19 protein-coding genes and 1 tRNA gene are annotated in these 23,452 nt (G+C 49.6%); 11 read left to right on the forward strand and 9 right to left on the reverse strand.

Features of this window, described 5'->3' with window-relative positions; genetic code table 11:
- Nucleotides 1-10 precede the first annotated feature (10 nt).
- Complete coding sequence (locus ACJJI3_RS14725; protein ID WP_444895328.1) at nucleotides 11-472, reverse strand: winged helix-turn-helix transcriptional regulator; 462 nt, start codon at nucleotides 470-472, stop codon at nucleotides 11-13.
- Nucleotides 473-887: 415 nt separating this feature from the next.
- Here ACJJI3_RS14725 and ACJJI3_RS14730 point away from each other — a divergent pair, with 415 nt between their 5' ends.
- On the forward strand, nucleotides 888-2,000 hold the full coding sequence (locus ACJJI3_RS14730) for an NADH:flavin oxidoreductase (protein ID WP_444940127.1): 1,113 nt from the start codon (nucleotides 888-890) through the stop codon (nucleotides 1,998-2,000).
- Between the two features lie 69 nt (nucleotides 2,001-2,069).
- On the opposite strand, the gene folK is transcribed toward ACJJI3_RS14730, so the two are convergent.
- The 3 genes from folK to tsaD are packed head-to-tail and all read right to left on the reverse strand — an operon-like array spanning nucleotide 2,070 to nucleotide 4,032.
- A complete protein-coding gene (gene folK / locus ACJJI3_RS14735) occupies nucleotides 2,070-2,561 on the reverse strand; it encodes a 2-amino-4-hydroxy-6-hydroxymethyldihydropteridine diphosphokinase (protein WP_444940128.1) in 492 nt (163 codons plus the stop codon).
- A 2-nt stretch (nucleotides 2,562-2,563) separates the two neighbouring features.
- The gene (gene folB / locus ACJJI3_RS14740) at nucleotides 2,564-2,953 is read right to left on the reverse strand and encodes a dihydroneopterin aldolase (protein WP_020411528.1); all 390 of its coding nucleotides are present in this window, start codon (nucleotides 2,951-2,953) and stop codon (nucleotides 2,564-2,566) included.
- A gap of 44 nt (nucleotides 2,954-2,997) precedes the next feature.
- On the reverse strand, nucleotides 2,998-4,032 hold the full coding sequence (gene tsaD / locus ACJJI3_RS14745; protein WP_444940129.1) for a tRNA (adenosine(37)-N6)-threonylcarbamoyltransferase complex transferase subunit TsaD: 1,035 nt from the start codon (nucleotides 4,030-4,032) through the stop codon (nucleotides 2,998-3,000).
- A gap of 173 nt (nucleotides 4,033-4,205) precedes the next feature.
- Between tsaD and rpsU the strand changes: the two genes are divergently transcribed.
- The 7 genes from rpsU to ACJJI3_RS14780 all read left to right on the forward strand — a co-directional run bounded on the left by rpsU (nucleotide 4,206) and on the right by ACJJI3_RS14780 (nucleotide 10,419).
- Nucleotides 4,206-4,421: a 30S ribosomal protein S21 gene (rpsU, locus tag ACJJI3_RS14750; RefSeq protein WP_020411530.1), complete on the forward strand. Its 216-nt coding sequence runs from the start codon at nucleotides 4,206-4,208 to the stop codon at nucleotides 4,419-4,421.
- A gap of 197 nt (nucleotides 4,422-4,618) precedes the next feature.
- Nucleotides 4,619-5,065 (forward strand): GatB/YqeY domain-containing protein, encoded by a 447-nt coding sequence (locus ACJJI3_RS14755; protein ID WP_108731584.1) that lies wholly within the window; start codon nucleotides 4,619-4,621, stop codon nucleotides 5,063-5,065.
- Between the two features lie 15 nt (nucleotides 5,066-5,080).
- Nucleotides 5,081-7,045: a DNA primase gene (gene dnaG / locus ACJJI3_RS14760; RefSeq protein WP_444940130.1), complete on the forward strand. Its 1,965-nt coding sequence runs from the start codon at nucleotides 5,081-5,083 to the stop codon at nucleotides 7,043-7,045.
- A 196-nt stretch (nucleotides 7,046-7,241) separates the two neighbouring features.
- Complete coding sequence (rpoD, locus tag ACJJI3_RS14765; RefSeq protein WP_444940131.1) at nucleotides 7,242-9,110, forward strand: RNA polymerase sigma factor RpoD; 1,869 nt, start codon at nucleotides 7,242-7,244, stop codon at nucleotides 9,108-9,110.
- A gap of 89 nt (nucleotides 9,111-9,199) precedes the next feature.
- Complete coding sequence (locus tag ACJJI3_RS14770) at nucleotides 9,200-9,619, forward strand: diacylglycerol kinase (RefSeq protein ID WP_444912029.1); 420 nt, start codon at nucleotides 9,200-9,202, stop codon at nucleotides 9,617-9,619.
- A gap of 284 nt (nucleotides 9,620-9,903) precedes the next feature.
- A tRNA-Ile gene (locus tag ACJJI3_RS14775) sits at nucleotides 9,904-9,980 on the forward strand.
- Nucleotides 9,981-10,287: 307 nt separating this feature from the next.
- Nucleotides 10,288-10,419: a hypothetical protein gene (locus ACJJI3_RS14780; protein WP_444940132.1), complete on the forward strand. Its 132-nt coding sequence runs from the start codon at nucleotides 10,288-10,290 to the stop codon at nucleotides 10,417-10,419.
- Nucleotides 10,420-10,787: 368 nt separating this feature from the next.
- On the opposite strand, the gene ACJJI3_RS14785 is transcribed toward ACJJI3_RS14780, so the two are convergent.
- From ACJJI3_RS14785 to ACJJI3_RS14800, 4 genes are all read right to left on the reverse strand, one after another.
- On the reverse strand, nucleotides 10,788-11,087 hold the full coding sequence (locus tag ACJJI3_RS14785; protein WP_444940133.1) for a hypothetical protein: 300 nt from the start codon (nucleotides 11,085-11,087) through the stop codon (nucleotides 10,788-10,790).
- A 19-nt stretch (nucleotides 11,088-11,106) separates the two neighbouring features.
- On the reverse strand, nucleotides 11,107-11,424 hold the full coding sequence (locus ACJJI3_RS14790) for a hypothetical protein (protein WP_444940134.1): 318 nt from the start codon (nucleotides 11,422-11,424) through the stop codon (nucleotides 11,107-11,109).
- 88 nt (nucleotides 11,425-11,512) lie between these two features.
- Complete coding sequence (locus ACJJI3_RS14795; RefSeq protein ID WP_444940135.1) at nucleotides 11,513-11,935, reverse strand: hypothetical protein; 423 nt, start codon at nucleotides 11,933-11,935, stop codon at nucleotides 11,513-11,515.
- Between the two features lie 3 nt (nucleotides 11,936-11,938).
- A complete protein-coding gene (locus ACJJI3_RS14800; RefSeq protein WP_444940136.1) occupies nucleotides 11,939-18,478 on the reverse strand; it encodes an RHS repeat-associated core domain-containing protein in 6,540 nt (2,179 codons plus the stop codon).
- Nucleotides 18,479-19,381: 903 nt separating this feature from the next.
- On the opposite strand from ACJJI3_RS14800, the gene ACJJI3_RS14805 reads away from it, so the two are divergent.
- Entirely contained in the window at nucleotides 19,382-20,395 is a 1,014-nt protein-coding gene (locus ACJJI3_RS14805; RefSeq protein WP_444940137.1) for a zinc-dependent alcohol dehydrogenase family protein, read from the forward strand.
- A 58-nt stretch (nucleotides 20,396-20,453) separates the two neighbouring features.
- Here the strand turns inward: ACJJI3_RS14805 and ACJJI3_RS14810 are convergent, their stop codons facing one another.
- Complete coding sequence (locus ACJJI3_RS14810; RefSeq protein ID WP_282934496.1) at nucleotides 20,454-21,398, reverse strand: GlxA family transcriptional regulator; 945 nt, start codon at nucleotides 21,396-21,398, stop codon at nucleotides 20,454-20,456.
- A 508-nt stretch (nucleotides 21,399-21,906) separates the two neighbouring features.
- Between ACJJI3_RS14810 and ACJJI3_RS14815 the strand changes: the two genes are divergently transcribed.
- On the forward strand, nucleotides 21,907-22,995 hold the full coding sequence (locus tag ACJJI3_RS14815; protein WP_444940138.1) for a hypothetical protein: 1,089 nt from the start codon (nucleotides 21,907-21,909) through the stop codon (nucleotides 22,993-22,995).
- A 128-nt stretch (nucleotides 22,996-23,123) separates the two neighbouring features.
- Complete coding sequence (locus ACJJI3_RS14820; RefSeq protein ID WP_444892674.1) at nucleotides 23,124-23,399, forward strand: hypothetical protein; 276 nt, start codon at nucleotides 23,124-23,126, stop codon at nucleotides 23,397-23,399.
- Nucleotides 23,400-23,452: the final 53 nt, after the last annotated feature.

Genomic DNA, 23,452 nt, shown 5'->3' on the forward strand with positions numbered 1-23,452 from the left:
AAAAAGCCAGCTAGCCAGCCTGCTCTAGGGGTTGGCCATTTTCATCCACAAATAATACATCGCGAATACTGAGTTTTTGTCCCTGGGCATTTTGCACAGCCACTTCGGAGATAGGCTCACCACTGTTTTTATCGACCAGGTGCATCCCATCTTTATTGCCGTTCCAGCGCAGATTCCACTGGCGCAGGGCGATTACCACCGTAAACAGGTCCCGGCCTTTTTCCGTTAAGCGGTACTCGTAGCGAGTGCCGTGTTCACCCGCATCAAAGCGTACCAGCACCTCGTTATCCACCAGACGTGATAACCGATCCACAAGGATATTTTTGGCAATTCCCAGGTTTCTTTGGAAATCCACAAAACGGCGGGTACCCAGCATCGCCTGCTTAATTATCAGCAGGGACCACCAGTCCCCCACTTCATTCAGAGCGCAAGCCAGGGAGCAATTGAGATCATCAAAGCGTTTACGTGACATATAGGGAGCCTCTAAATAACTCCGTGATACCTCTGGCATGCAGAGCGGTTCACAATCAAGGCGCGGCTTCACAGGAATGTCTAGACCTTTCAAGAAGTCGCAACGCGGAGTGTGAATCGCTCTGCACGCCCCAAAGGGCGGGCCTTGAAGGCCACAGCTGCTGCGTTGCAGCCCTTGCAAAGGGCTGCGGCCATTCGCGGCGAGCTGCGCCTAACATCTGCAGCCCTCATGGCCCGCAGAGGCATTACGGAGTTATTCAGAGGCTCCCTAGCCATTATACCGACAAAAGAGTTGCAATACGAAACCAAATGTTGAACTCAACTTCAAAATAAGGTCTTATAACGCAACCATTTTAGTTGTGACCTAGTGGGACCAATAAGTCCCAGTGTTGAATCGAGACATTCAGGAGAGAAATATGAGTGGTTCCCTGGACAACCTACTGCGTCCTTTCGAGCATAAATCCCTAAAGCTGCGCAACCGGGTCGCAATGGCCCCCATGACCCGCACTATGTCACCGGGCTACGCCCCCAATGACCAAGTGGCCGGCTATTACCGCCGCCGCGCCGAGGGCGAAGTGGGACTAATTATTACCGAAGGCACCTTCGTTAATCATAAAGCCGCAAACGGCTACGAGAATGTTCCGGCAATCTACGGTGAGGCCGCTCTCGCCGGCTGGAAAAAAGTGGTAGACGAAGTACACGCTGCCGGTGGCCAGATTATCCCGCAGTTATGGCACGTAGGCTCCGTGCGCAAAGAGGGCATAGGCCCGGATAAATCAGTGCCCGGCTACTCCCCCTCAGGCCTGTTCAAACCCGGCAAGCCCAATGGCCAGGCGATGAGCAAAGAGGACATCCAGGAAGTTATACAAGCTTTTGCAGACGCAGCCAAAGCAGCCAAGGAAATTGGGTTTGACGGTGTAGAGATTCACGGCGCCCACGGCTACCTGATCGACCAGTTTTTCTGGGAAGGTACCAACCAACGCGATGACGAGTACGGTGGCTCCATCGAAAATCGCACCCGCTTTGCAGTAGAAATTATCAAAGCGGTACGTGAAGCCGTAGGCGAAGATTTCGCCATAGTGCTGCGCTACTCCCAATGGAAGCAGCAGGATTACGAAGCCAAGTTGGCGCAAAACCCGGAAGAACTGAAACGCTTCCTAACACCGCTAGTTGAAGCTGGCGTTGATATTTTCCACGCCTCTACAAGACGCTTCTGGGTGCCAGAATTTGAGGGTTCTGATCTCAACCTGGCAGGCTGGACCAAGGAATTGACGGGAAAACCGGTAATTTCTGTCGGCAGTGTCGGCCTCGACGATGATTTTATCGGCGGCAATAACCAGGGCATGGGCGGCACTGCCAATCCTACTGATTTAGGCGAACTGACCCGCCGTATGGACAACCAGGAGTTCGACCTGATTGCCGTTGGCCGCGCGCTATTACAAGACCCACACTGGTTCGCCAAGGTGCGTGAAGATCGCGCGGAGGAAATCACTCCGTTCACCAAAGAAGCACTAATGAGCCTAAGTTAATTATTCCTAACAAAAAAGCAGCCTCAAAGGGCTGCTTTTTTATCTACATTTTTTAAAAATTTATTGGAATCACGGCCAAATAAATTCTACCGGCCATAATTTTTGCGAGTTCTGGTCGTACTCATTCCACAGTTGACGGTAAGTTTTCTGCTCGACCGGATGCAGTACTTCCGGTGCTATCTCTGCCAGAGGCTGCAATACAAAGGCATTTTTTACAATCTCACCTCGAGGCAATTTTACCCCGTCGACAGTTCCGGTCAGGTGGTCGTAGGTGAGGGTATCAATATCCAGGGTACGCGCGCTGAACTTGGGCCCGGAGCGCAGTCGGCCGTTGGCATCTTCAATACCGCGTAGACACAGGGCCAGCTGCCCTACCGGTAGGTCAGTCTGCAGCCCCACCACCAGGTTGTAAAAGTTATCGCCCTGGAAACCCACCGCTTCACTTTCGAAGACCCGGGACACCTGTAATTCGCCAAACCGCCCGGTCAGGGCATCCAGCGCTGCGCGGATATATTGCGCACGATTGATATTACTGCCGAGGCTGAGATACACCTGAGCCACGTTTACACTCCCGCAGACATCGCTGCTGCACCTTTTGCCGGCCTCTCGCCGCGCTCAATAATGACACCCACATCCCTGGACCCTCTGACCGCACCCGGCTTGGACAACCGCAGTCGCAGCCAGCTTACAGAAAACTCTTCCCTGACAATTGCCGCAGCCTGCTCTGCCATGGTCTCCACCAACAGAAACTCACTGCTTTCAATAAAAGCGATCAAGCGCTTGGCCACCGCTTTATAGTTAAGTGTGTACTCGATATTGTCTGTTCGCGCCGCCTCACTAATATCGAAGGCCATCTCCAAATCGAGACTGACCGTCTGGCGCACTTCCCGCTCCCAATCGTAAATACCAATAATGGTATTCACCTTTAAATCCCGTATATAAACAATATCCATTTATCGGCTCTTTTCTTTTTACTGCCAGGCTATTCCTGGGATTTTTAAAGTTCGGTCTTGGGCAATTCTGTCATAGGCCAGCGCGGACGCACATCTACCGCAAGGCTTGTCTGCTCCCCTGCTTTTAAACGTAAACTACCGGCGTAGGCGATCATGGCGCCGTTATCAGTGCAGAATTCATGGCGGGGATAGTAGACGCTGGCCTTATCCTTTCGCAGGCTCGTTTCCAAACGCTCACGCAATAATTTATTTGCGGAAACTCCACCGGCAATCACCAGGGTTTTATAGCCGGAAGCCTTAATAGCGCGACGACATTTAATCACCAGGGTGTCCACTACCGCCTCCTGGAAAGCCGCAGCAATATCTGCGCAAGTCTGCTCGTCCGGCAAACCATCCTCCAGGGCGTGCTTGCGCACCGTCGTCAGGGTGAAGGTTTTAAGACCTGAAAAACTGAAATCCAACCCCGGTCGATCCGTCATAGGACGCGGGAAGGTAAAGCGTTTGGGATCTCCTTTCTCCGCCAGGGCAGCCAAACGCGGGCCACCGGGATAGTCCAGGTCGAGCATTTTGGCGGCCTTATCAAAGGCCTCGCCGGCGGCGTCATCTAGGGATTCACCCATCAATTCGTAATCGCCAAGCCCCCGCACCTCCACCAGCTGGGTGTGTCCGCCGGAAACAAGCAGGGCCACAAAAGGAAAGGCGGGCGGATTATCCTCCAGCATTGGGGCCAGCAGGTGGCCCTCCATATGGTGCACCGCCACCGCCGGGATATCCCAACCATAGGCCAGTGCACGGGCCGCGCAGGCCCCGACCATCAGCGCTCCCACCAGACCGGGGCCTGCGGTATAGGCGATACCATTGAGTTCTGAAGGGCTGGTATCGGCCTTCTTCATTACCTGTCGAATCAGCGGCAAGAGTTTGCGCACATGATCGCGGCTCGCCAGCTCGGGGACTACTCCGCCATAATCGGCATGCAGGTCCACTTGACTGAACAGGGCATGGCTGAGCAAACCGGACTCAGAATCGTAAATAGCGACGCCAGTTTCATCGCAGGAAGTTTCTATACCAAGGACGCGCACTTGATCTCATTCTCGTGACTACTTCGAGGGGTGGTTATCATACTGGAAAATGGGGTTGCGATCCCGTATAGGAGTGTTTAGAATTTGCGCCCTCGCTGTGAACCGGCCACCGGATGCAACTGCGAGAGCATTGCCGGAATGGCCGAGAGAAACGAATTTTAACAGGTATCCTAATGCCCTCTGTACGAATCAAAGACAACGAACCTTTCGATATCGCCCTGCGCCGTTTCAAGCGCTCCTGTGAAAAAGCAGGCGTACTGTCTGAAGTACGTCGTCGCGAGTTCTACGAGAAGCCCACCGCTGTTCGTAAGCGCAAAGCTGCTGCCGCTGTAAAGCGTCACGCTAAAAAGCTTCAGCGCGAAAACCGCAAGTTCCAGCGTCTCTACTAAGAGCCGCAGGCTGCATAAGCCTGTCGCAGCGAGGCGGCCGGACGGGCTTAGCCCGTAGCGGAGCTATAAAGAACGGCGTGCGAGCCATACTCGCGCGCCGTTTTTCGTTTGGGCTAACACATTTCCCCCGCCCAACAGACAAGCTATCCTAAGCCCCTGATCCAAAATTCATTGCCAACAATTTCGGAACACTCACTATGAGCACTCTCAAGGAAACCCTGACTCAAGCCACTAAAGACGCAATGAAAGCGCGAGACAAAGAGCGCCTGGCCACCCTGCGCCTGATCAACGCCGAGATCAAACGCGTTGAAGTCGACGAGCGAATCGACCTGGATGACGCCCGCATCCTTGCCCTGCTGGACAAAATGACCAAGCAGCGCCGCGACTCCATTACCCAGTACGAGAAAGCTGGCCGGGCTGAGCTGGCAGCAGTAGAGCAGGCTGAAATTGAAGTTATCCAGGAATTCCTGCCGAAGCAGCTGAGCGAAGCTGAGATCACCGATATCGTTGCCTCCGCCGTCAAAGACACCGGTGCCAACAGCATGGCGGATATGGGCAAAGTCATCGCCCAGGTTAAACCCCAGGTGCAGGGCCGTGCAGATATGGGCGCGGTGAGCAAACTGGTGAAGGCCCAACTGGCCTAAGCTGAGCGAATTCCCATGGCCGGCAAGATACCCCAGCACTTTATCGACGATCTGCTCGCAAGGGCAGATATCGTCGAGCTGGTGGACAGCCGGGTCAAGCTGCGTAAAACAGGCAAAAACTACTCTGCCTGCTGCCCCTTCCACGACGAGAAAACCCCATCGTTTACCGTGAGTGCGGACAAGCAGTTTTATTACTGCTTCGGCTGCGGCGCCAATGGCAATGCCATCGGCTTCCTCATGGAGTACGACCGTCTGCCCTTCCCAGAAGCGGTGGAGAAACTCGCAGCCACCCGTGGACTGGAAGTTCCCAGGGAACAACTGGCACCGGGGCAAGAAAAGCGCCAGCGGGAGAGTCAATCTCTCTACCAGCTCACAGAGAAAGCCGCCGACTACTACCGTGAACAACTGCGCAACCACCCCGCCGCAGGCAATGCGGTGGCCTACTTGCGCAATCGCGGCCTCTCCGGTGAGATTGCCCGGGACTTTGGTATCGGTCTTGCGCCCCCGGGCTGGGACAACCTGCTCAATGCATTAGCCGATACCCCCGAGAAAGCGGATCAACTGGAATTGGCAGGCCTGGCCATTCGCCGCCAGGACAGTGATGGCAACACCAAGCCCAACGCGCGCCATCACTACGACCGCTTCCGCAACCGTATTATTTTCCCGATCCGCGACCAGCGCGGGCGCGCCATCGCCTTTGGCGGGCGGGTACTGGGCGACGACAAACCCAAGTACCTGAACTCCCCGGAAACCCCGATTTTCCACAAGAGCCGCGAACTCTACGGCCTGTGGGAAGCGCGCCAGGCCAACCGCAATTTAGAGCGCCTGATTGTGGTTGAAGGCTATATGGATGTGGTGGCCCTGGCCCAGTTCGATATCCGCTGCGCCGTCGCCACCCTGGGCACCGCTTGTGGCGAAGACCATATTCAACTCGCCTTCCGCCACACCTCGGAACTGCTGTTTTGCTTTGACGGCGACCGCGCCGGCCGCGCCGCCGCCCGCCGAGCTTTGGAGTCGGCCCTGCCGCAGATGCAGGACGGGCGCAGCCTGCGCTTCCTGCTGCTGCCGGAAGGCGAGGACCCGGACACCCTGGTACGCCAACTGGGCGGTGAACGTTTCCAGCAGTTAATCAAAGAGCAATCCCTACCGCTGGAAGACTTTCTCTTCGACCTACTGAGCGAAGATATCAACCTGCAGACCATGGATGGCCGCGCGCGCCTGTCCAAACTCGCCGCTCCCCTGCTGGACCAGCTGCCCGATGGCGTCTACCGCCAGCTGATGTTCCAACAACTGGCCTCGCGTACCGGGCTCGACAAGGAAACCCTGCAAGAGGTTATCCGCACAGAAAAAGCTCGCGCGCCGCAACAGCCCCACCCGCAACCTACAGCTGCACCGGGAGAGCCAAGCCAAGCACATTCCCCTCACGAGGACCTGGAGCACCGCACACCGCCGGAACCCTGGCAGCGCGACAACAACTTCAGTGAAAGTGCAGCACCGAGTTACGACAGTCCGCGCCGCCAGAGCCAATATCTCCTGCCACCGGAGCGCATGCTGATCGCCCTGCTGTTGCACCACCCGGAGCTGGCAGCACAAATCGAAAATCCACAGCAATTCCCCATCGACGGCAATGCAGACCTGGCATTGTTTATCCAGCTGGTAGAGCTATACAAAAGCCGCCCCCAATTAAATTTCTATCAATTGATCGGCCACTGGCGTGCACACCACAGCGCAGAATCTTGCGATACCCTGGCCAAGCTCGCTATTTCTCCACTGGTATCGGTCGCGCGGCAACTCGCCCAGGATGACAGCAACCTGGAATACGATCCGCACACCGAATTTAACGACTGTCTGCTGCGCCTGAAACAAGCTGCAGACAAGCAGCGCAACCGCGATTTACTCGATCAACTCAAGAACAGCGCCCAGTTGAGCCCCGAAGAACAACTGGCTCTATTAGCCAATTGGCGAAAAAAGCAGAATTAATAAGCGCCAACCCCTTGAAAACTGCGGGCTCAGCACTATATTCACTCACCCCCGCCGGGCGGGATCGGGAACCCCAGCACCCTAAACATCGCACCTACGCCGTTACTTGACAGCTAGAGTGGTTATTGCTAGTGCAAATACGCTATAATCCCGCGTCTTTGTCCCGTATTTTCATTCCCAGAATTCAGGGTTGTGCATGACCGACAAAACCCAGCAACAGTCCCGCATTAAGGAACTGATCGCCCGCGGTAAAGAGCAGGGCTATCTGACCTATGCCGAGGTAAATGACCACCTACCGGAAGATATTTCCGATCCCGATCAGGTGGAAGACATTATTGGCATGATCAACGACATGGGCATCAAGGTGTTTGAAACCGCACCGGATGCCGAAGAGTTGTTGATGGCTGAAGGCGACAGCTCCGCTGATGAAATCGCCGCAGCCGAAGCTGCCGCTGCCCTGGCAGCCGTAGAGTCCGACGTAGGCCGAACCACCGATCCAGTACGCATGTATATGCGCGAAATGGGCACCGTAGAGCTGCTCACGCGCGAAGGCGAGATCGCCATTGCCAAGCGTATCGAAGAGGGCCTGCGCGAACTAATGGCCGCCCTGGCCTACTGGCCGGGTGCAGTGCAGCAGATCATCAATGAGTACGCTCTGATCGAGAAAGAAGAGCGCCGCATCCCCGATATTATCTCCGGTTGGCTCGACCCCGCCGACGAGGTTCCGCCCGGAGCCCAGGCTGGCCAAGCCGCCGCCGCTGCCAGCGCGCCGGAGTCATCAGATTCCGATGACGACGCCGAAGACGACGATAACGAAGACGACAGCAGCGACGAGGAAGAGGAAGCTACCGGCGGTATCGACCCCGAAGAGCTCGCCGAGCGCATGAACGCGCTGATCGCCGCACAGAAAGCTGCCGACGAAGCCATCGCCGCCCACGGTCGCGATTCCAAAGAAGCTGGCCAGGCCCTCGAAGCCGTTGGCGATGTATTCCGCTTCTTTAAACTGGCTCCCCGCCAGTTCGACCCGCTGTACGGCGAAGTTCGCTACGTACTCGACAGCGTGCGCGAGCAAGAGCGCGTGGTGATGGCCATGTGTATCAAACGCGCCCGCATGCCGCGCAAGACCTTTATCAAGGAATTCCCCGGCAACGAAACCAATGATGATTGGATCCCCGCGATCATCAAGAAAAAGCGCGATTACTCCGATGCCCTGCGCCACGTCGTAGACGAAGTTGTTCGCGCCCAGCGCAAACTGGCACAGTTCCAGGAGCGCGCCAAGTTAGAAGTCGGCCAGATCAAAGAGATCAACCGCCGCATGTCCATTGGTGAGGCTCGCTCACGCCGCGCCAAGAAAGAGATGGTCGAAGCCAACCTGCGTCTGGTTATCTCTATCGCCAAGAAGTACACCAACCGCGGCCTGCAATTCCTGGACCTGATCCAGGAGGGCAACATCGGCTTGATGAAGGCTGTGGATAAGTTCGAGTACCGCCGCGGTTACAAGTTCTCCACTTATGCCACTTGGTGGATTCGCCAGGCCATTACCCGCTCTATTGCGGACCAGGCCCGCACCATCCGTATTCCGGTACATATGATTGAGACTATTAATAAGCTCAACCGTATCAGCCGCCAGATGCTGCAGGAAATGGGTCGCGAGCCCACTCCGGAAGAACTGGGCGAGCGCATGGAAATGCCGGAAGACAAGGTGCGCAAAGTCCTCAAGATTGCCAAAGAGCCGATCTCCATGGAGACGCCTATCGGCGACGACGAAGACTCCCACCTGGGTGACTTTATCGAGGATCAAAATCAATCCTCGCCGGTGGATACCGCCACTCAAACTGGCCTGCACGACGCTACCCGCTCCGTACTCTCCGGCCTCACCGCCCGTGAAGCCAAGGTACTGCGTATGCGTTTCGGTATTGATATGAATACCGACCACACTCTGGAAGAGGTGGGCAAACAGTTTGACGTAACCCGCGAGCGTATCCGTCAGATCGAAGCGAAAGCATTGCGCAAACTGCGACACCCCTCCAGGTCGGAGCATTTACGCAGCTTCCTCGACGAGTAAGCGCTAGACTAAAGCCCGGTTCAACCGGGCTTTTTTTGTGACATAAAGATGACCTCCCAGCGCAGGCTTAGTGAAAGCAGGAGATAAGCATGCAAAAAGAAATGGCGAATAAGCAGGAAAAATCTGAAGAGATTGCCAACAAGCCCGGCAAGAAAGGGTTTGCGCGCCTCCTGGCTGCCACTAGCTACTCCAGTCAGGGGCTCGTCGCTGCATGGCGCAATGAAGAAGCTTTTCGCCAGGAAGTGATTGCCGCCTGCCTAATGGTGCCTCTCGCACTCTGGGCCGGGGAGACACCTACTGAGCGCGCCATATTGATTGCAGCCGTGATGTTTGTCCTCCCAATCGAACTTATCAACAGCGCTATTGAGGCGACCGTGGACCGCATCGGTCCCGAGAAACACCCGCTGGCCAAGATTGCCAAAGACACAGGCTCCGCCGCCGTGGCCGTCGCCCTCTTCGCTGCATTCCTGGTTTGGTGCTGTATTCTTATCCCCAAACTGCCGATTTAAATACTTTAGTATGGGATTTTAGCCTCCATTTCGCATAAACAAGACAGCTGTACCAATTACAACCTCTAATTAATACTATCGAACCAATTAAGGTGTTTGGCAGCTATCGCAAGGTGGACGTCTATTCCATAAAGATCAGTTGTTGGCGAAAGCTTGAACAACAGGGAAAGAAGATTTCAAGAATTTGCCCATATCGGCTTTGAGTGCTAACAAAGGCATTGATTTGCAAGGGAAAATCTTGTACTTTTCCCAACCGCTTGCAACGATCCTCGCAAGCAATGTGTGGGCCCTTAGCTCAGTTGGTTAGAGCATCCGACTCATAATCGGCAGGTCCTGGGTTCGAGTCCCGGAGGGCCCACCATTTTTAATCTCCTATAAATCCAAGTCATTTCTAGGTAATTCAACTCCCCCGCTATCCTTAGCTTTCAGGGGAAGCGATCACTTACTCGCCACCTTATAAAAAATTAGCTAAAGAAATATTCGTAGCTTTCTAGGGCCCGCCGATTACTAAAAGCTCAAACATTTATTGGCCCACTATTGATGCGGGAAAAGGCCTCGTAAGGAAAATCGTGTAATTCACGAATCCCTGAATATTTCTATTATTTTTGAGATGTCACTGGACTATCTGATAATGGGCCAGCCGATGGAAAAAGGTCCCATCCGCAACGATGATGCTATTTAAGCGTTTCAAGCTGCTGGAGACTTTTGATGATCAAGACAAGGACACGGTGATTCGGATGATCGATGCGATTATCGCCCAGCGCCAGGTGGAGCATGCCATGCGGCCATTGGAGCGCTAACTACTGATAGTTAGCGCTCTACTTTTCTTACCGCATAGGTGATTAAGATTGGCTCTGACCACAATCATGAACCGCCGCAACCTTCTTCACTCGTGAGCATCAAGAGACAGCAGAATGAAACAAGCTCTCTTTATCTTAATTCTAGCCTTAGCTAGCTACATTCCCGCCGTCCGCTTAATCAGAGAGTACAAAAAAAGAAGATGCCCCCTCTGCGGGGGCCGATTAGCGCTCTCTAGAATTAGTGATCCTACAGGGAAAAACTTATCAAAAAGAATCACCCTCTCACTCTATCAGGGACCTAAAAAGGTCAGCGAGCAATGGAGCTGCACAAAATGTAATCACAACCAGCAAATAAAATATTGGTCAAACTAGGCATTACGGTTATTTTTGGGCAAAAAATACTTGAAGAAATAAATAAGCGAAGCCACCCAGGAGAAGAATATCAAACAAAAACCCCAAACAAATTTATACTTTATCTCTGTATTGTCAAAAAAGTCAGCAAGAATTAAAAACCAAAAAGAAAACGCACCTAAAATCCCAGCAACCAATAGAAGCTGATCAAACAACATCAAATTAGAGAACTGAAAAGACACATACCCAGAAAAGGAAAATCTTAATAGCGTAAAAACAAACAACGCCAATGAAACAATTGCAAAATTCTTTTTCATTACAAATCCAGAATTATCACTATTCAAAGTCTAAAGTTCCTTCAAGTCCAAGCACTGCTGAAGCCCCAAACTCTAACTTCCAAAACTCTTTTGAAGACACATTCCAAGGCGTAGAGAACACCGGTTTAAACTCAAAAGGTTTACCTGACAAAATGCTCATCACACTGTCTTTTCCGTAAACGAACGTTGAAAACTCTTGATTTCTAGACGCATCGAGCCCCAGTGAAAATCCAGCAATATCTACTGAGATAGCAAAACTCTGATTTGCATACTCTTTACCTGTAATTACACTAATTTCTTTTGAGGCAACATCAAGATCAATCTTGGCCCCCAACAATTTCGTAAGGCCAACCTTTGCTCCGGCTTGCAGCCCATAAGTAAATTTCAGGTCAGAGTCATCCTTATTCCCCTTTTGTGCAAATTCTTCATACCATAATTAGCAGCGCAACTGAGCAGACAAGGCTCAACAGTGAAACCACTGGATAAGCTTTTGCAAGTTTTGGTAAGCTGGAATTCGCAGTAGCTTCAGAATTTAACAAAGATTCGCATGCCCTATCAACATCACCAATGGCACAAACTTTACGGTATACGATCAAAGTCAGCACAAGTACCAGTAAACCGACAATTGTCAAAATCACCTCTCTTTGGGTATTAATCGCATCGATAGAGAAATAGATGCTCAGCAATGCATATACCACAAAGAAACATGACACAAAATTCAAAGTTATCAACACTGCCACTTGAACTGAAGCGGATACTTTTGCTACAAAAATATCTTTCTCACGTTTTTTCTCAGAAAACAATATCTGCCAGAAAACTAATAAAAATAGCTTATAAATAACTTTCATGATCTATGGATTATTTGGATCGGAATGATATTCAGCATTTGTATACAGCCCTGCAGCTCCAACAGCCAATCCAGCTGGCCCTTTAAACATTAATGCTCCCATTAACATATCAACTCCAGATTTTCGTGCTCCACGATAATTTCCGCTCGTAAACTGAATGCTATAGTCAGTTGCACTGACTACATATCCAACACCACCTAAAACGTTGCCACCAATTTTCAGCGCTCTAGCAGCCCGTATCTTATCAGCATAATTATACATACCTATGTATTCATATTTTATGGGGGTTATTGGAAGCCTACTCGACCCTGCCAGAAAAGTTTTTTCTCCAACAAGTAAGAGGCCCGCAGCGGAAAATAGAGTTGACCCAACAGTAAGTGGATCCTCATGAGGTTGCGGATAAGTGGGGTTATTCACATTGGGAGTAGAACTTACAGGCGATCCTGCGCAAGCCATGGGCACCGCACATCCATCCTTTTGTGCACCAAATCCAGCAGTAGTATCACCTACATTCGGCCCCGAAGTTACTGTAAAAAGGGATAGGATTCCACTACTGTTATCTTTTTCCTCATTCCCTACCGAGTGATCGCCCTCTGGATTTAATCCTTCTAATGCTTCATTAAGACTCTGATGATTTAGCTCATAATTTTGTCCATCTACAATCGTAATGGTAATAATGGGTCCCCAATCTCCACCAGGCTGCACACCAGTGACGACCACCTCTTCTATATCGCCACCGCCATCACCGCCACCGCCACCGTCGTTATCTTTATTAATTTCACGCTTTTTCTTACCTTCACCTTCATCATCGGCCTCATACCCGGTGGGATCCGTAAAGCTCAACGGATTATTAAACACGTAGCTATAGCGGTTCCAACTCTGGCTATAGCTCGGTGCCTGCACAATCGGGTCGGGACTCAAGAAGCGGCCCAAGGTGGGGTCGTAGATACGCCCATTCATATGGATTAGGCCGGTTCTATCCAACTGCTCGTGGCCGGTATAGCCTCGGTTGGTGGTGATATGTTGTACTGCCAACAGGTCTGATACCTGTAGTTGACTAAGGTCTTTACTCCAATCTTCCTGCCGACGGCTGCCATCGGGGTTAAAGGCGGTGCTTAATATTTCCACACCCTCCTTATCCGTAATTTTCTCAACGGAACCCAGGTGGTCTCGGTGAAGGTACTGATACTCGCCAGTAGCAGTATTTCCCACCGAGTCAGTGATAGCCACATGCTGCACCGAGCCGCTCAGGCTGGTCCGTTGGACTCTCCAGATTGCTGCATCGTGCTCAGGCCATACCACTTCAAAGCTACCAACAATATAAGTCTTTTCAGTCTTAAGCTGACCATTCTCCATCCAGTTACTTTCACGGTAGTAGCGCTGGCCATCCGGACCATATTTAAAGCGGTCCCTAGCAGTGGGTGTACTATCACTTTGGCTGCCGCCTAAGACAATTTCTGTAGGCAACTGTCGGGCATTCCAGCTAATCCACTTGTCGTCACCGGTGGCTGCGTCATAGTGTTCAATCGCACCATTGGCATCGTAATGCAAGCTGTGCGATATACCATCAATAGTGACATTACTGACTGCATTGGGACCAGCATTGCCAAACTCGCCATACTGATAGCCCGTTACTTGTGTGTCACTGCTAACACTTGAGGTTTTCGATTGGATATTCCCTAATTTGTCGTACTGGGTGCTTAATACCCGATCGCCACCGACTACCATCGCGGCATCTTTTAGGCGATTGAGACCGTCATAGCTAAAGTTTTCCTGTTTCTGCAACGCTTGGGAGCCACTGTAGGTAAGGCGACTTTCCAAAGTACCGTTGGAGCGCCAGCGGTACTCATTGTTTTGTATTTGGCCCCCATCGGTCTTGATGGTTTGCAAGCGGCCTGTATTGGGGTCATAAGTGCGATTGGTGATCAGCCCATTGCCGTAGGTTTCCTGCTCCACTTGTCCCCAGGCGTTGATGCTGTCGAACGTTTGCAGGGGATTATTGCCGGCAGCATCACTGCTCAAATTCTGAAGGTAACCCCGTTCGTTGTATAAGTAATGAGCCTCCACGCCGTTGGGATAAATCACTTTATCCATTCGGCCATAGCTATCGTAGTCGTACCTATGGCGATAACTGGGATTTCCCCCATCAACCACTAGTGATGTCGTAATACTGTCCAGCTTACTATCAGAGCGATAGGCGTATTTTTCGAAGAATACTTCTGTACCATTTTCTGTATAACTACGACTGTCCAAACTGCCTTTTGCATTGGCGGCATCGTATTCCCATTGCGCTAGGCCATCCTCATCACTCTGTTCAAGTAAACGACCTAATTGGTCGTAGAGGTAAGTAATATTTTGGCTTTTGTTATCGACCTGCCGATCCAGTTCACCAAAAGCGTTGTAGCTGCTGGTTACCGTGCCTAAATTCGGATCTGTCAGGCTGGTGCGGAAGCCGGCAAAGTCGAAAACAAAACTGGATTCAATATTACGGCTGCCTCCATTAACCAACACGGTTTTTGGCAAGCCACTGCCGTAGTAGGTGTAGTCGGTAGTGACTGCTTCACCGGTCGCATCATCCACGGTTCGCGCTAAATCGCCATTGAGATCGTAATAGCTCTCCTGTACCTGGGTACTGGTGCTATCCAACCCCTCGATTAATTCCGTAACGCTAACCTTTACCTGCTTGCCACTACCGCTGGTGAAAACGCTGTAATCAATATCCACCGTGCCGCCACCAGCTTTCTCAATAAAATCGAGGCGATTGCGCAGGTCATATTCATAATTGGTTATGGGTTTATCACTGCCGATAAAGTAAGGGGCCGTCACGGTATTAAGGCGCCCGCGAGTGTCGTATTTGTACTCGCGGCGGGAATCACTGGCGCCGGAAAACGCCTGTACATCCTGCTGCACCAAACGACCCAGTTGATCGTAATAATATTTCGATGTGGGTGTAATTGCCGAACTCGTCTGCACCCAGTAAGGGACTTCAAGTTGATCGACAGTAGGGCAAATACCATGGCAGAAGTTGTACTCGCTAGTGAACGTCACCCCATCCGCATTGGTAGTGCTCACCTCCCGGCCGAAAGGGTCGTACTGAATACTGGTCGTTTGGTCGTTACTATCTGTGACCTCGTTGACACTACCGAAGCGGCGGTCATACTCCAAGCTAATCTCATGATCCAGGGTATTACTTAGGCTGGTGGGATAACGTCGATCGGAGAAGGCCCCATTCACCTGGATACTGCGAGTTTGGGAGCTGGAACTATTAATTGCAGCATCTACTCTGCCCGTTGCACTTTCACTGGTCACATTGCCGTAAGCATCATAATCGTAAGTTACTACCATCTGGTACTTGGCATCGCCGGGATACTGGGTTGCCGTATGTACCTTATTGGTATCGCCATAAGGCGTCATAACGCTGCTGGAATGCTGGTCTGGGCTACCTGAGGGATTGCCACTAAAGTGGCGCGACTCCTGGGCACTGGGGAAACCAATCAGCCAGCTCCCGCTAACGCGGTTATCCAGCAGTGTGGTGCTCTCTACACTGCGCTGGGTATTGCCGTAACTCGTCACCGGCAACACTTCGCCCCAGACACTCTGGCTATCATTGATTTGAGTGGTTTCTATAACCCGGGTTGTATTGATCGTACCGCTTATCAAGTCACCCGCACTGCCGTATGACGTCACTTCGGGTGCATTATCCCGAACAGCATAGCCAAGTGTTTGCCCCCCCTCCAACAGGGTATCCAGGCTCTGCGTCAAATAAGTAAGATAGGTAGTATTACTGCCGCTATCCAATTCGAGCACATCGTAGCTAAACCGCTGATGAGTCAGCAGTTCGCCATATTGGTAGTTATTAAAATACTGAACTTGACGGGCTACCTTGCCAAAATAAGGGAAGTCCTGGCGGAACTGGCGGTAGGTGACAATATTGGCTTCGCGATCATAGATACGCTGAGCGGTATAGCCGAGGAATCCCCAACCCTTGTCACTACTCAGACCGACACCTTGATAGGCGTATTCGGTAATATACCAGCCATTATTGTAACCATTGGAGCGATGTACCTCTGTCACTACCGTGCGGTATTCCCCATCCTCTGGCTCTATTGGGCTTGCATCGGGAATAGCGCCAACTGAAGCGCCAAATACCGCACTACCTTCGTCAAACCGGGTTACGTATTGTTCGCTGTCATTATCGGAGATACGCTCAAGAACAAATTTAGTCTGGGCGCCGAGGCCATTGGTAATCGTTTCAATACCGGTTTCGAAATCATCCTCAATAGCGGGATCAGTATATTTCCAACCGAACTCCAGTGGCGTCAAGCACTGGCGACCGCTTCCAACTTCATCATAGGCACATAGCTGTACCTGCTTAAGGCGACGATAATGGTCCTGTTCGGGATCGGCGGGTTCCTCTTCAGATATCAGCTTGTATTCCCGCAGTAAATTGCCATCCAGATGCACTCGAATATGGTGCAATAGCACCAACTGTTCTTGCTGAATATCCTGTATTGGCACGGGAGGAGCATCGGTACGAGTACCGTATTGGAATTCTATTTTGGCATCGCCCTGGTTACCGTAGGTAATTTCCAGGGGATAGTTAATTCCTTCAATTCCATCTTGATGGTATTTGTATTCCATCGTATTGCCAAAGGCGTCGGTAAGCTTATTTATACTCCAGCCCAGATAAACTGGTGTGCTGTGGTCGACGTCAACTCGCAGGCTACTCCCTCCCTCAACCCCATACTCGCTCGTTGATCCATTAGGGTTTTTGACCACAAATGAAACTCTATCACCGGTTAAATCATGGCTGATCATCTGCAATTCAACCAAGCGGAAGCTATCACGCAGGGTGCGATACTGAGCCCCGTCTTCCCAATGAGTACCAGACACCAGTACCAAAGGCTCACCATCAAGACACAGAGCATCTGTTTCATCTAGAAGAATCTTGCTTCCGCTAAGTTGATTTACTACACACCGGCGAATACTGCTCAAGCCACCTAGACGCCAGCCGTAACCGAGCGTGTCTTCGGGTAGGGATTCCGTCATGCGTTTTTGAAAACGGGAACTGCTGTAATGCAAGGATAAGTTTGGCTGTAACCCATTTACGCCCGGGGCTGGTTGAAGCGGGACATTAACAACTGCATTGCCGGTTGCGCTCACATCAGCGCTATATGGCAAAGTTCCAGGAGTATCCGCTATTTCCGTAGTCACTGCCGGCGCTTCGTCCGTGTTCGCCAGGTCGTGCACTCTGATCCAGGGGCTTAATACCGAGGCACAATTATCTGCAAAATCAATACAAGCATTCAGTCTATATCGGTAGGTACCAGGTGCAGTTCCACCATCAAAATAGCTGGTACCTGTGGTATGGGTAACTACGGTTGTCCAACTAGTTTCCCCGGTGAGAATGCGCTCCAGTTGATAACTACTGGCTCCAACATTTTTCCAGGTAATATTTTGATCCAGGTTAAAAAACTGAGTAGGCAAATCATCAGTAAACTCAGGCTCAGGAGGCGTGGGTGGCGTTAACTCCTTAGTTGTTGACCAGGGCCCGCAGCCAGAGTTATTACAAGCCCTTACTCGGAACTTATAAACCACGGCCATAATATCTTGGCCAGTTGTAGCTTTATTAATAGTGACTAAAGTTGAAGTAGGCTTATTATTAAAGATATCTTTATAGCCGCTGCCGTCAACACTCCACTCTAAATCATAGCCAGTGACAGGGTCGGAACTGTCAGGATTACTTACTGAGTTCCATTTTAACTGGAAGCTGGGGCCAGGTAGCGTACTGCCGCCGGGCTCCTGCCAACCACTAACCTGGTCGGGATAATGCTTAACGTAAAGCGTTGAGGAGGTACGCCAGCCACTGTATTGGTAATAACTTCCGGCCTTTGCAAAGGCACGCACTCGATATCGATACTTGCCGGTGGGCATAGTACCTGTTGAGGTGGGCAAAGTCCTGATTAGAGTACCACTACTTACTTTGGGACAGCTGCTGTCAGACTGCCAGCTATCATTAGTTTCCTGACACCACTGATAGCCAGAGACTGAATGCCCTCCATTGGGAGCCCCCCAATGGATTCTATATTTTCCAGTCGTATCAGTATTTCCGCTTTCTACCCAAGAAAATGTCAGCGATGATGGCGTATTAGGTTTAAGCGCCACATTGACAGTATGTGTGCCGAGTTTTGTCGAGCTAAACTGAGATGCGGGGCAAGAGTCAATAACATCTGGTGGCGGAAAGGTAGTTATGCGACAAGACTCACGCCAATACTCATATGAGTACTGCCCTGTCGAAGACACCGAGATAGCCTTCGTAAAATTAGAGGGCGATGTACTTGTTTGTAACGCGATATTGCGTACAAAATTACCATTTTTATATTCCTTGAGATATACACCCATTGTTCCGAAAGGTATAGCAGGCAAATACGTAAGGGAGAAATTCCCATCCGCATCTGTATTGGGCCCACTTAAATCATCTGCAAGAGCTGCCTTACTGAGCAAGCCTACCAATAAGAGCAGAAATACACGAATAAAACGCATATCTATATCATCCATGAATATAAAAATTTTGGCGACACTAACATATATTTTGCCGGCATAAATGCAACAACAAGGTCCCCAAACGCAATAAACTGACAATTCTTGATATTTAACCCAAAAAATATCGAAAGAGCTTCAACGCAAGCACCAACCACGCACCCCAAACAATTAAACTTAATTAACTAATCGTTTTAATTTGAAAATAAATTTTTAACCTAATGAAGAAAAAGCAGGTAAAATCTACCTTTCCCATTTATCATACTGATCCCCAGCCGAACCAGAACCACTTTCCTAAAGCAATTTATCTCATCGACCTGAAACACAGGTACCAATCTTACTGACCTAATCTCCCAACAGAACCCAAAAACCCTACAGTTATAATAAACCTGCTCTTCGATATTTTATAAACGATTGAAATTCCCCATAAAATGACCCATTTATCAGTCTTACTCACCCACTTCACGACCAGCCAAAAAATAAATAATTATTAAGTACATCTAACAGATTAGAAAAACATCATCGACATCAAAAAATAACGATACATATATTTGGTGAAGAAAATAACTTGCGTGGAACAAAGGGCGGCTGACTCTCAAAAAAATGCAAGCAATCTCCTTTTAAAAATAGGGTCACATTTACAGTTAAGTATTAGCTTCTGTCGACTAAAATTCGATGACTAAGCGGGTAGCCCAGCAAAGGACTACTAAAGAACAACATCCTTCCGGCACCTATTGATATACATCCTTTTTTTAATTCACCTATAAATATTATTATCTAGAGGTGCTTTACTTAGCTATAGAATGATTAATTTTCAATTAATATAATAATTTCAAAGCTTAGAGAACACTCCAAAAGCAAATCTATCTTTAACGAGTTCATAAACCAGTAAAAGGCAAGAAATCCATGCAGGCATTGACGCTAAAAGCACCAGGCAGACTAGAAAATATTTCGGTTAGCGACATCGCTAACCCGGGAGCACCCGGCCCAGGCCAAATCCGCGTTGCAATTAAAGCTTCCTCCCTCAACTTCCATGATCTTTTGGTTGCCAATGGCAGTATTCCCACAGAGGACGGCCGTATTCTGATGTCTGATGGAGGCGGTATCGTGGATGCAGTTGGTGAGGGAGTTACCGATTTTCAGGTTGGCGATTCTGTTGTGTCGTGCTTTTTCCCACAGTGGCCAGCAGGTACGCCTATGGCTTCCGTGGGTAACTTTGCCAATACGCCTGGTGACGGTATCGATGGGATGGCCGCTGAGTTTGTTGTGCGCGATCAGAGCGCTTTTACCCTTGCCCCAAAAGGCTGGAGCCACGCTCAGGCGGCAACCATTACTACCGCAGGTCTTACTGCTTGGCGAGCATTGGTAGTAGACGGAAAGGTAAAACCTGGCGACACAATATTGACTCTAGGCACTGGCGGAGTATCTATTACGGTAATTCAGATTGCCAAAATACTGGGGGCCAAAGTTATTGTTACTTCTTCTTCCGACGAGAAACTGGAGCGCACCAAAAAATTAGGCGCCAATCATGGCGTCAACTATCGCACGCATACACAGTGGTCAAAAAAGGTTATGGAGCTGACGGAAGGCAAAGGTGCGGACCATATTATTGAGCTCGGTGGCCCCGGTACACTAGAGCAATCGATCCATTCAGTCAGAGTTGGCGGCCATATTTCATTGATTGGTGTTTTAACGGGCCGCTCGGGAGAAGTGCCCACAGCACTGTTGATGGCCAAGCAGGCCCGGTTACAGGGCTTGATCGTTGGAAGCCGTAGGGATCAACGGGAATATGTCACCGCATTGGAAGCCAACCAGATACAGCCAGTGATTGATAAGACTTACCCTATGGAGGAACTGGCTGCAGCATTTGAGTACCAGGCCAGCGGGTCGCACTTTGGCAAGATCTGCGTCGAGTGGTAATGGAATAGCTCTCAATCTCGCCGCACTCTTAAAACTAAGACACTTGTGAGAGCGCGGCTTAACGATTCCTACTGAAATATGAGGGGGACACACCAAATTGGCCATAAAAAGCCCGGCGAAAGCTATCATAGCTTGCAAACCCTACCTGCCGAGCCACCTGAACAAGACTTGCTGATTCACAGGTGATTAAATCCCGCGCCCGGTTTAAACGGAGTTGGTTTAGATAATGTCCGGGGGTGCTATTAAGATGTTGCTTGAACAAGCGAGTTAACTGGCGATCGCTAACAGAAATACGCTCCGCCATATCGGAAACGCTGATTGATTTCTGGTAATTCTCCGACAGCCACTCCAATAGAGGATTGAGCCTCATACTGTCACTGGATTGCACTTTAAGCAGATCAGAGTACTGGGACTGCCCTCCCCTGCGTTGCAGATAAACCACCAGGTCTTTAGCCACACTGGCCGCAATAGTATTACCATAATCCTGGCGAATCACTTCCAGGGCCAAGTCGACTCCAGATAGAATTCCCGCTGAAGACCACAGTTTTCCGCTTTCAATAAATAAGGGGTCCTGCTCAACCTGATAATTGACTGCTTGCTCGGCAAGCTGCCGGCAATGCCGCCAGTGAGTGGTAATACGGTGCTTTTGTTCCGGAAATATATCTGTTAGCAAGAATGCACCTGTACAGATACTCAAGACACGCTCTGCTTTGTCTGCGATTGCACGTAGCGCATTTACCTGCTTAGGGCTTAAGCGCAGCTGCCGCATCCCAGTACCGCCAGTAATGACCAGGTAATCAATTTCCCTATCCTGGTAAATATCAAAATCCACTGATAGGGCTTGGCCGTACGCGGTTTTAACTGATGCATTGGTTAAACCTATCAAACGACTTGTATAGGCCTCACTAACGAAACTATTAGTCTCCATAAAGGCATCCAAGGGCCCGAAAAGGTCTAACGCCTGGAATCCATCTGCAACAAAAAAACCTATCTTCTTGGTCATAGCATCTCCTCCACACAGGGAATTGTACTCCAGTGGGCGCGTCTGCTATGACACATTTACGACACAAAACGACATTGGTACTTCACCTAAACTAGTTCAACATAGAACTACCTCCATGAAACTGAACCACCCAACCTCATAAGGCTGGCAAAAGATTAGCTAGTCAGTCCAAATCCCAAAGCAATTAAAACTCTATCGTTCAGCTGCTTAATATTTGTAAGGCTCTTATTATTCAAACTGTTCGTACCAAGTTGGTCAGCTCTTATCCTAATAGGAAGTTTTACTCAATAACAAATAAGCATTATAAAAATACTCAAGATGCAACTGAACCAACCATGATGCCGGTCAAGTAATAAAAATTAATTTAGAGTTAACCTTCAGTTTTATTCACCAAACAAACTGCAGTTGTATTTTTCACCCACACCAAGTTTCCACCCCATAAAAAACAACTTATTACTCCAAAAGTACCAATACCTAAAGCACAAGAAATACAGTAAGGATGTATTAAATGGCGTTACAGAAGTCCCCCGGACAAAAAAGAAAATCAGTGGTACGTACAGTATGTATTTTAGTTTTCCTTATTCTGACTTACTTTCTGTCAAACTATTACTCTCGTGCCAACAATGAATCATTAAGTTGGGTCGAAAATCATCAAGCTCTAGATGCTGAAGTAGTAGCGTTAAGAGAGGAGGAAGAAGAGTACCGGGGCCGCAAAGGTAAAAAGCGCTATCGTACAAATTACTATATTGACTACCAGTTTAACCATGAAGATGAGGACTTTGAATCCTCCGCAGAGGTTTCAAAAGTAATTTACAGTCAATATGAACAAGGTCAACCTATCGAAGTATGGTTTCCAGAGGGCGACATCTACGGTCATGTATTGGCGCAGAATGCTCAAAGAGATATCGAAAGTAACACACCTGTAGGAAACCTGATTCAAGCAGCACCTATCACTATAGGTATCTGCCTCGTCTTATATTGGATTTTAAGCTTCTTGTTTGTAAGGGAATCAAAAAAAGCACTACCCGAGGGCTTTTATACTGAGACGTCCTGGCTTGATATCGATGATAACTACCTCGTCGCCTTAGAAGGAGATGAACTCGTCTATTTTGACATCCCGAAAAAGCAGGCTTTAACTGCTCAACCTGCCTACCAAGCGGGGAAATCCCCTGAAGAAATATATCACTTGTGTAAACCTGAGACCGCAGCCCGAATCCCTCTCAATGAAATAAATTCACTTAGCAGTGACCACAATTCAGATGTAATAACTATCAAGCACGGGGATAAGACCCATTCTATTGAGTTCTTAAATCAAACAGTAAAAGCGCACGCATTAGAACGTATCGAGAAACAACTACCTGAGACAATGGATTATCAGCATATTCAGAGGTCTCGTTTGCAAGCCACTCTACCGTCACTTGTGATAGCAATACTGGTAATAGGCCTTATCTACTGGCTTGACTCATTTATTTTCCGTGCGATAGTTGGTTTCATTGGGCTAACCTCTGTGGCCCCGAATCTTTTGTCCAAATTAATTAGTCCGACAGAGACACGCCTCTGGGAGAAAGTCGAAGAAACCTCTGTAGAGCACGCATAGTGCAGAAGATGGCCAGCTTCGGCTGGCCGCTTTAATAGAGCTATCTGTTGCTCATAATCAAGCTCAGCTATACTGTCCCCAGAATAAACATAACGTCAGTCTGAAGACCCATTGGGATAGCAGAGATTATGAACTTCTCTTCATTAGCTTTTGCCATGCTCACCACAGCTACTACTCCTAATAGTTGCACAGATGGTATCGCTTTACTCCGTGGAGTAACAGCCATTGCCGCTGAATACCCTTGGCTGAGTGCAGATAAAAAAGATTATATAGTCCGAGACTATCCACGAATGTACCTCGTGCTACCTAAAATACCAGGGGAGCAAACAGTCGGTAATGAACAGCCTAATGCTGCGGTGGATAAAGAAAGCTGCCAGGTTATTAATGTGTTTCTTTCGAGCTGATCTTATTTAGTATCTCAAAGCTCCCTACGGCTTAGTTCCGGGAGCTCTCCCCC

Source organism: Microbulbifer maximicatervae (SeqCode) (assembly GCF_052466985.1).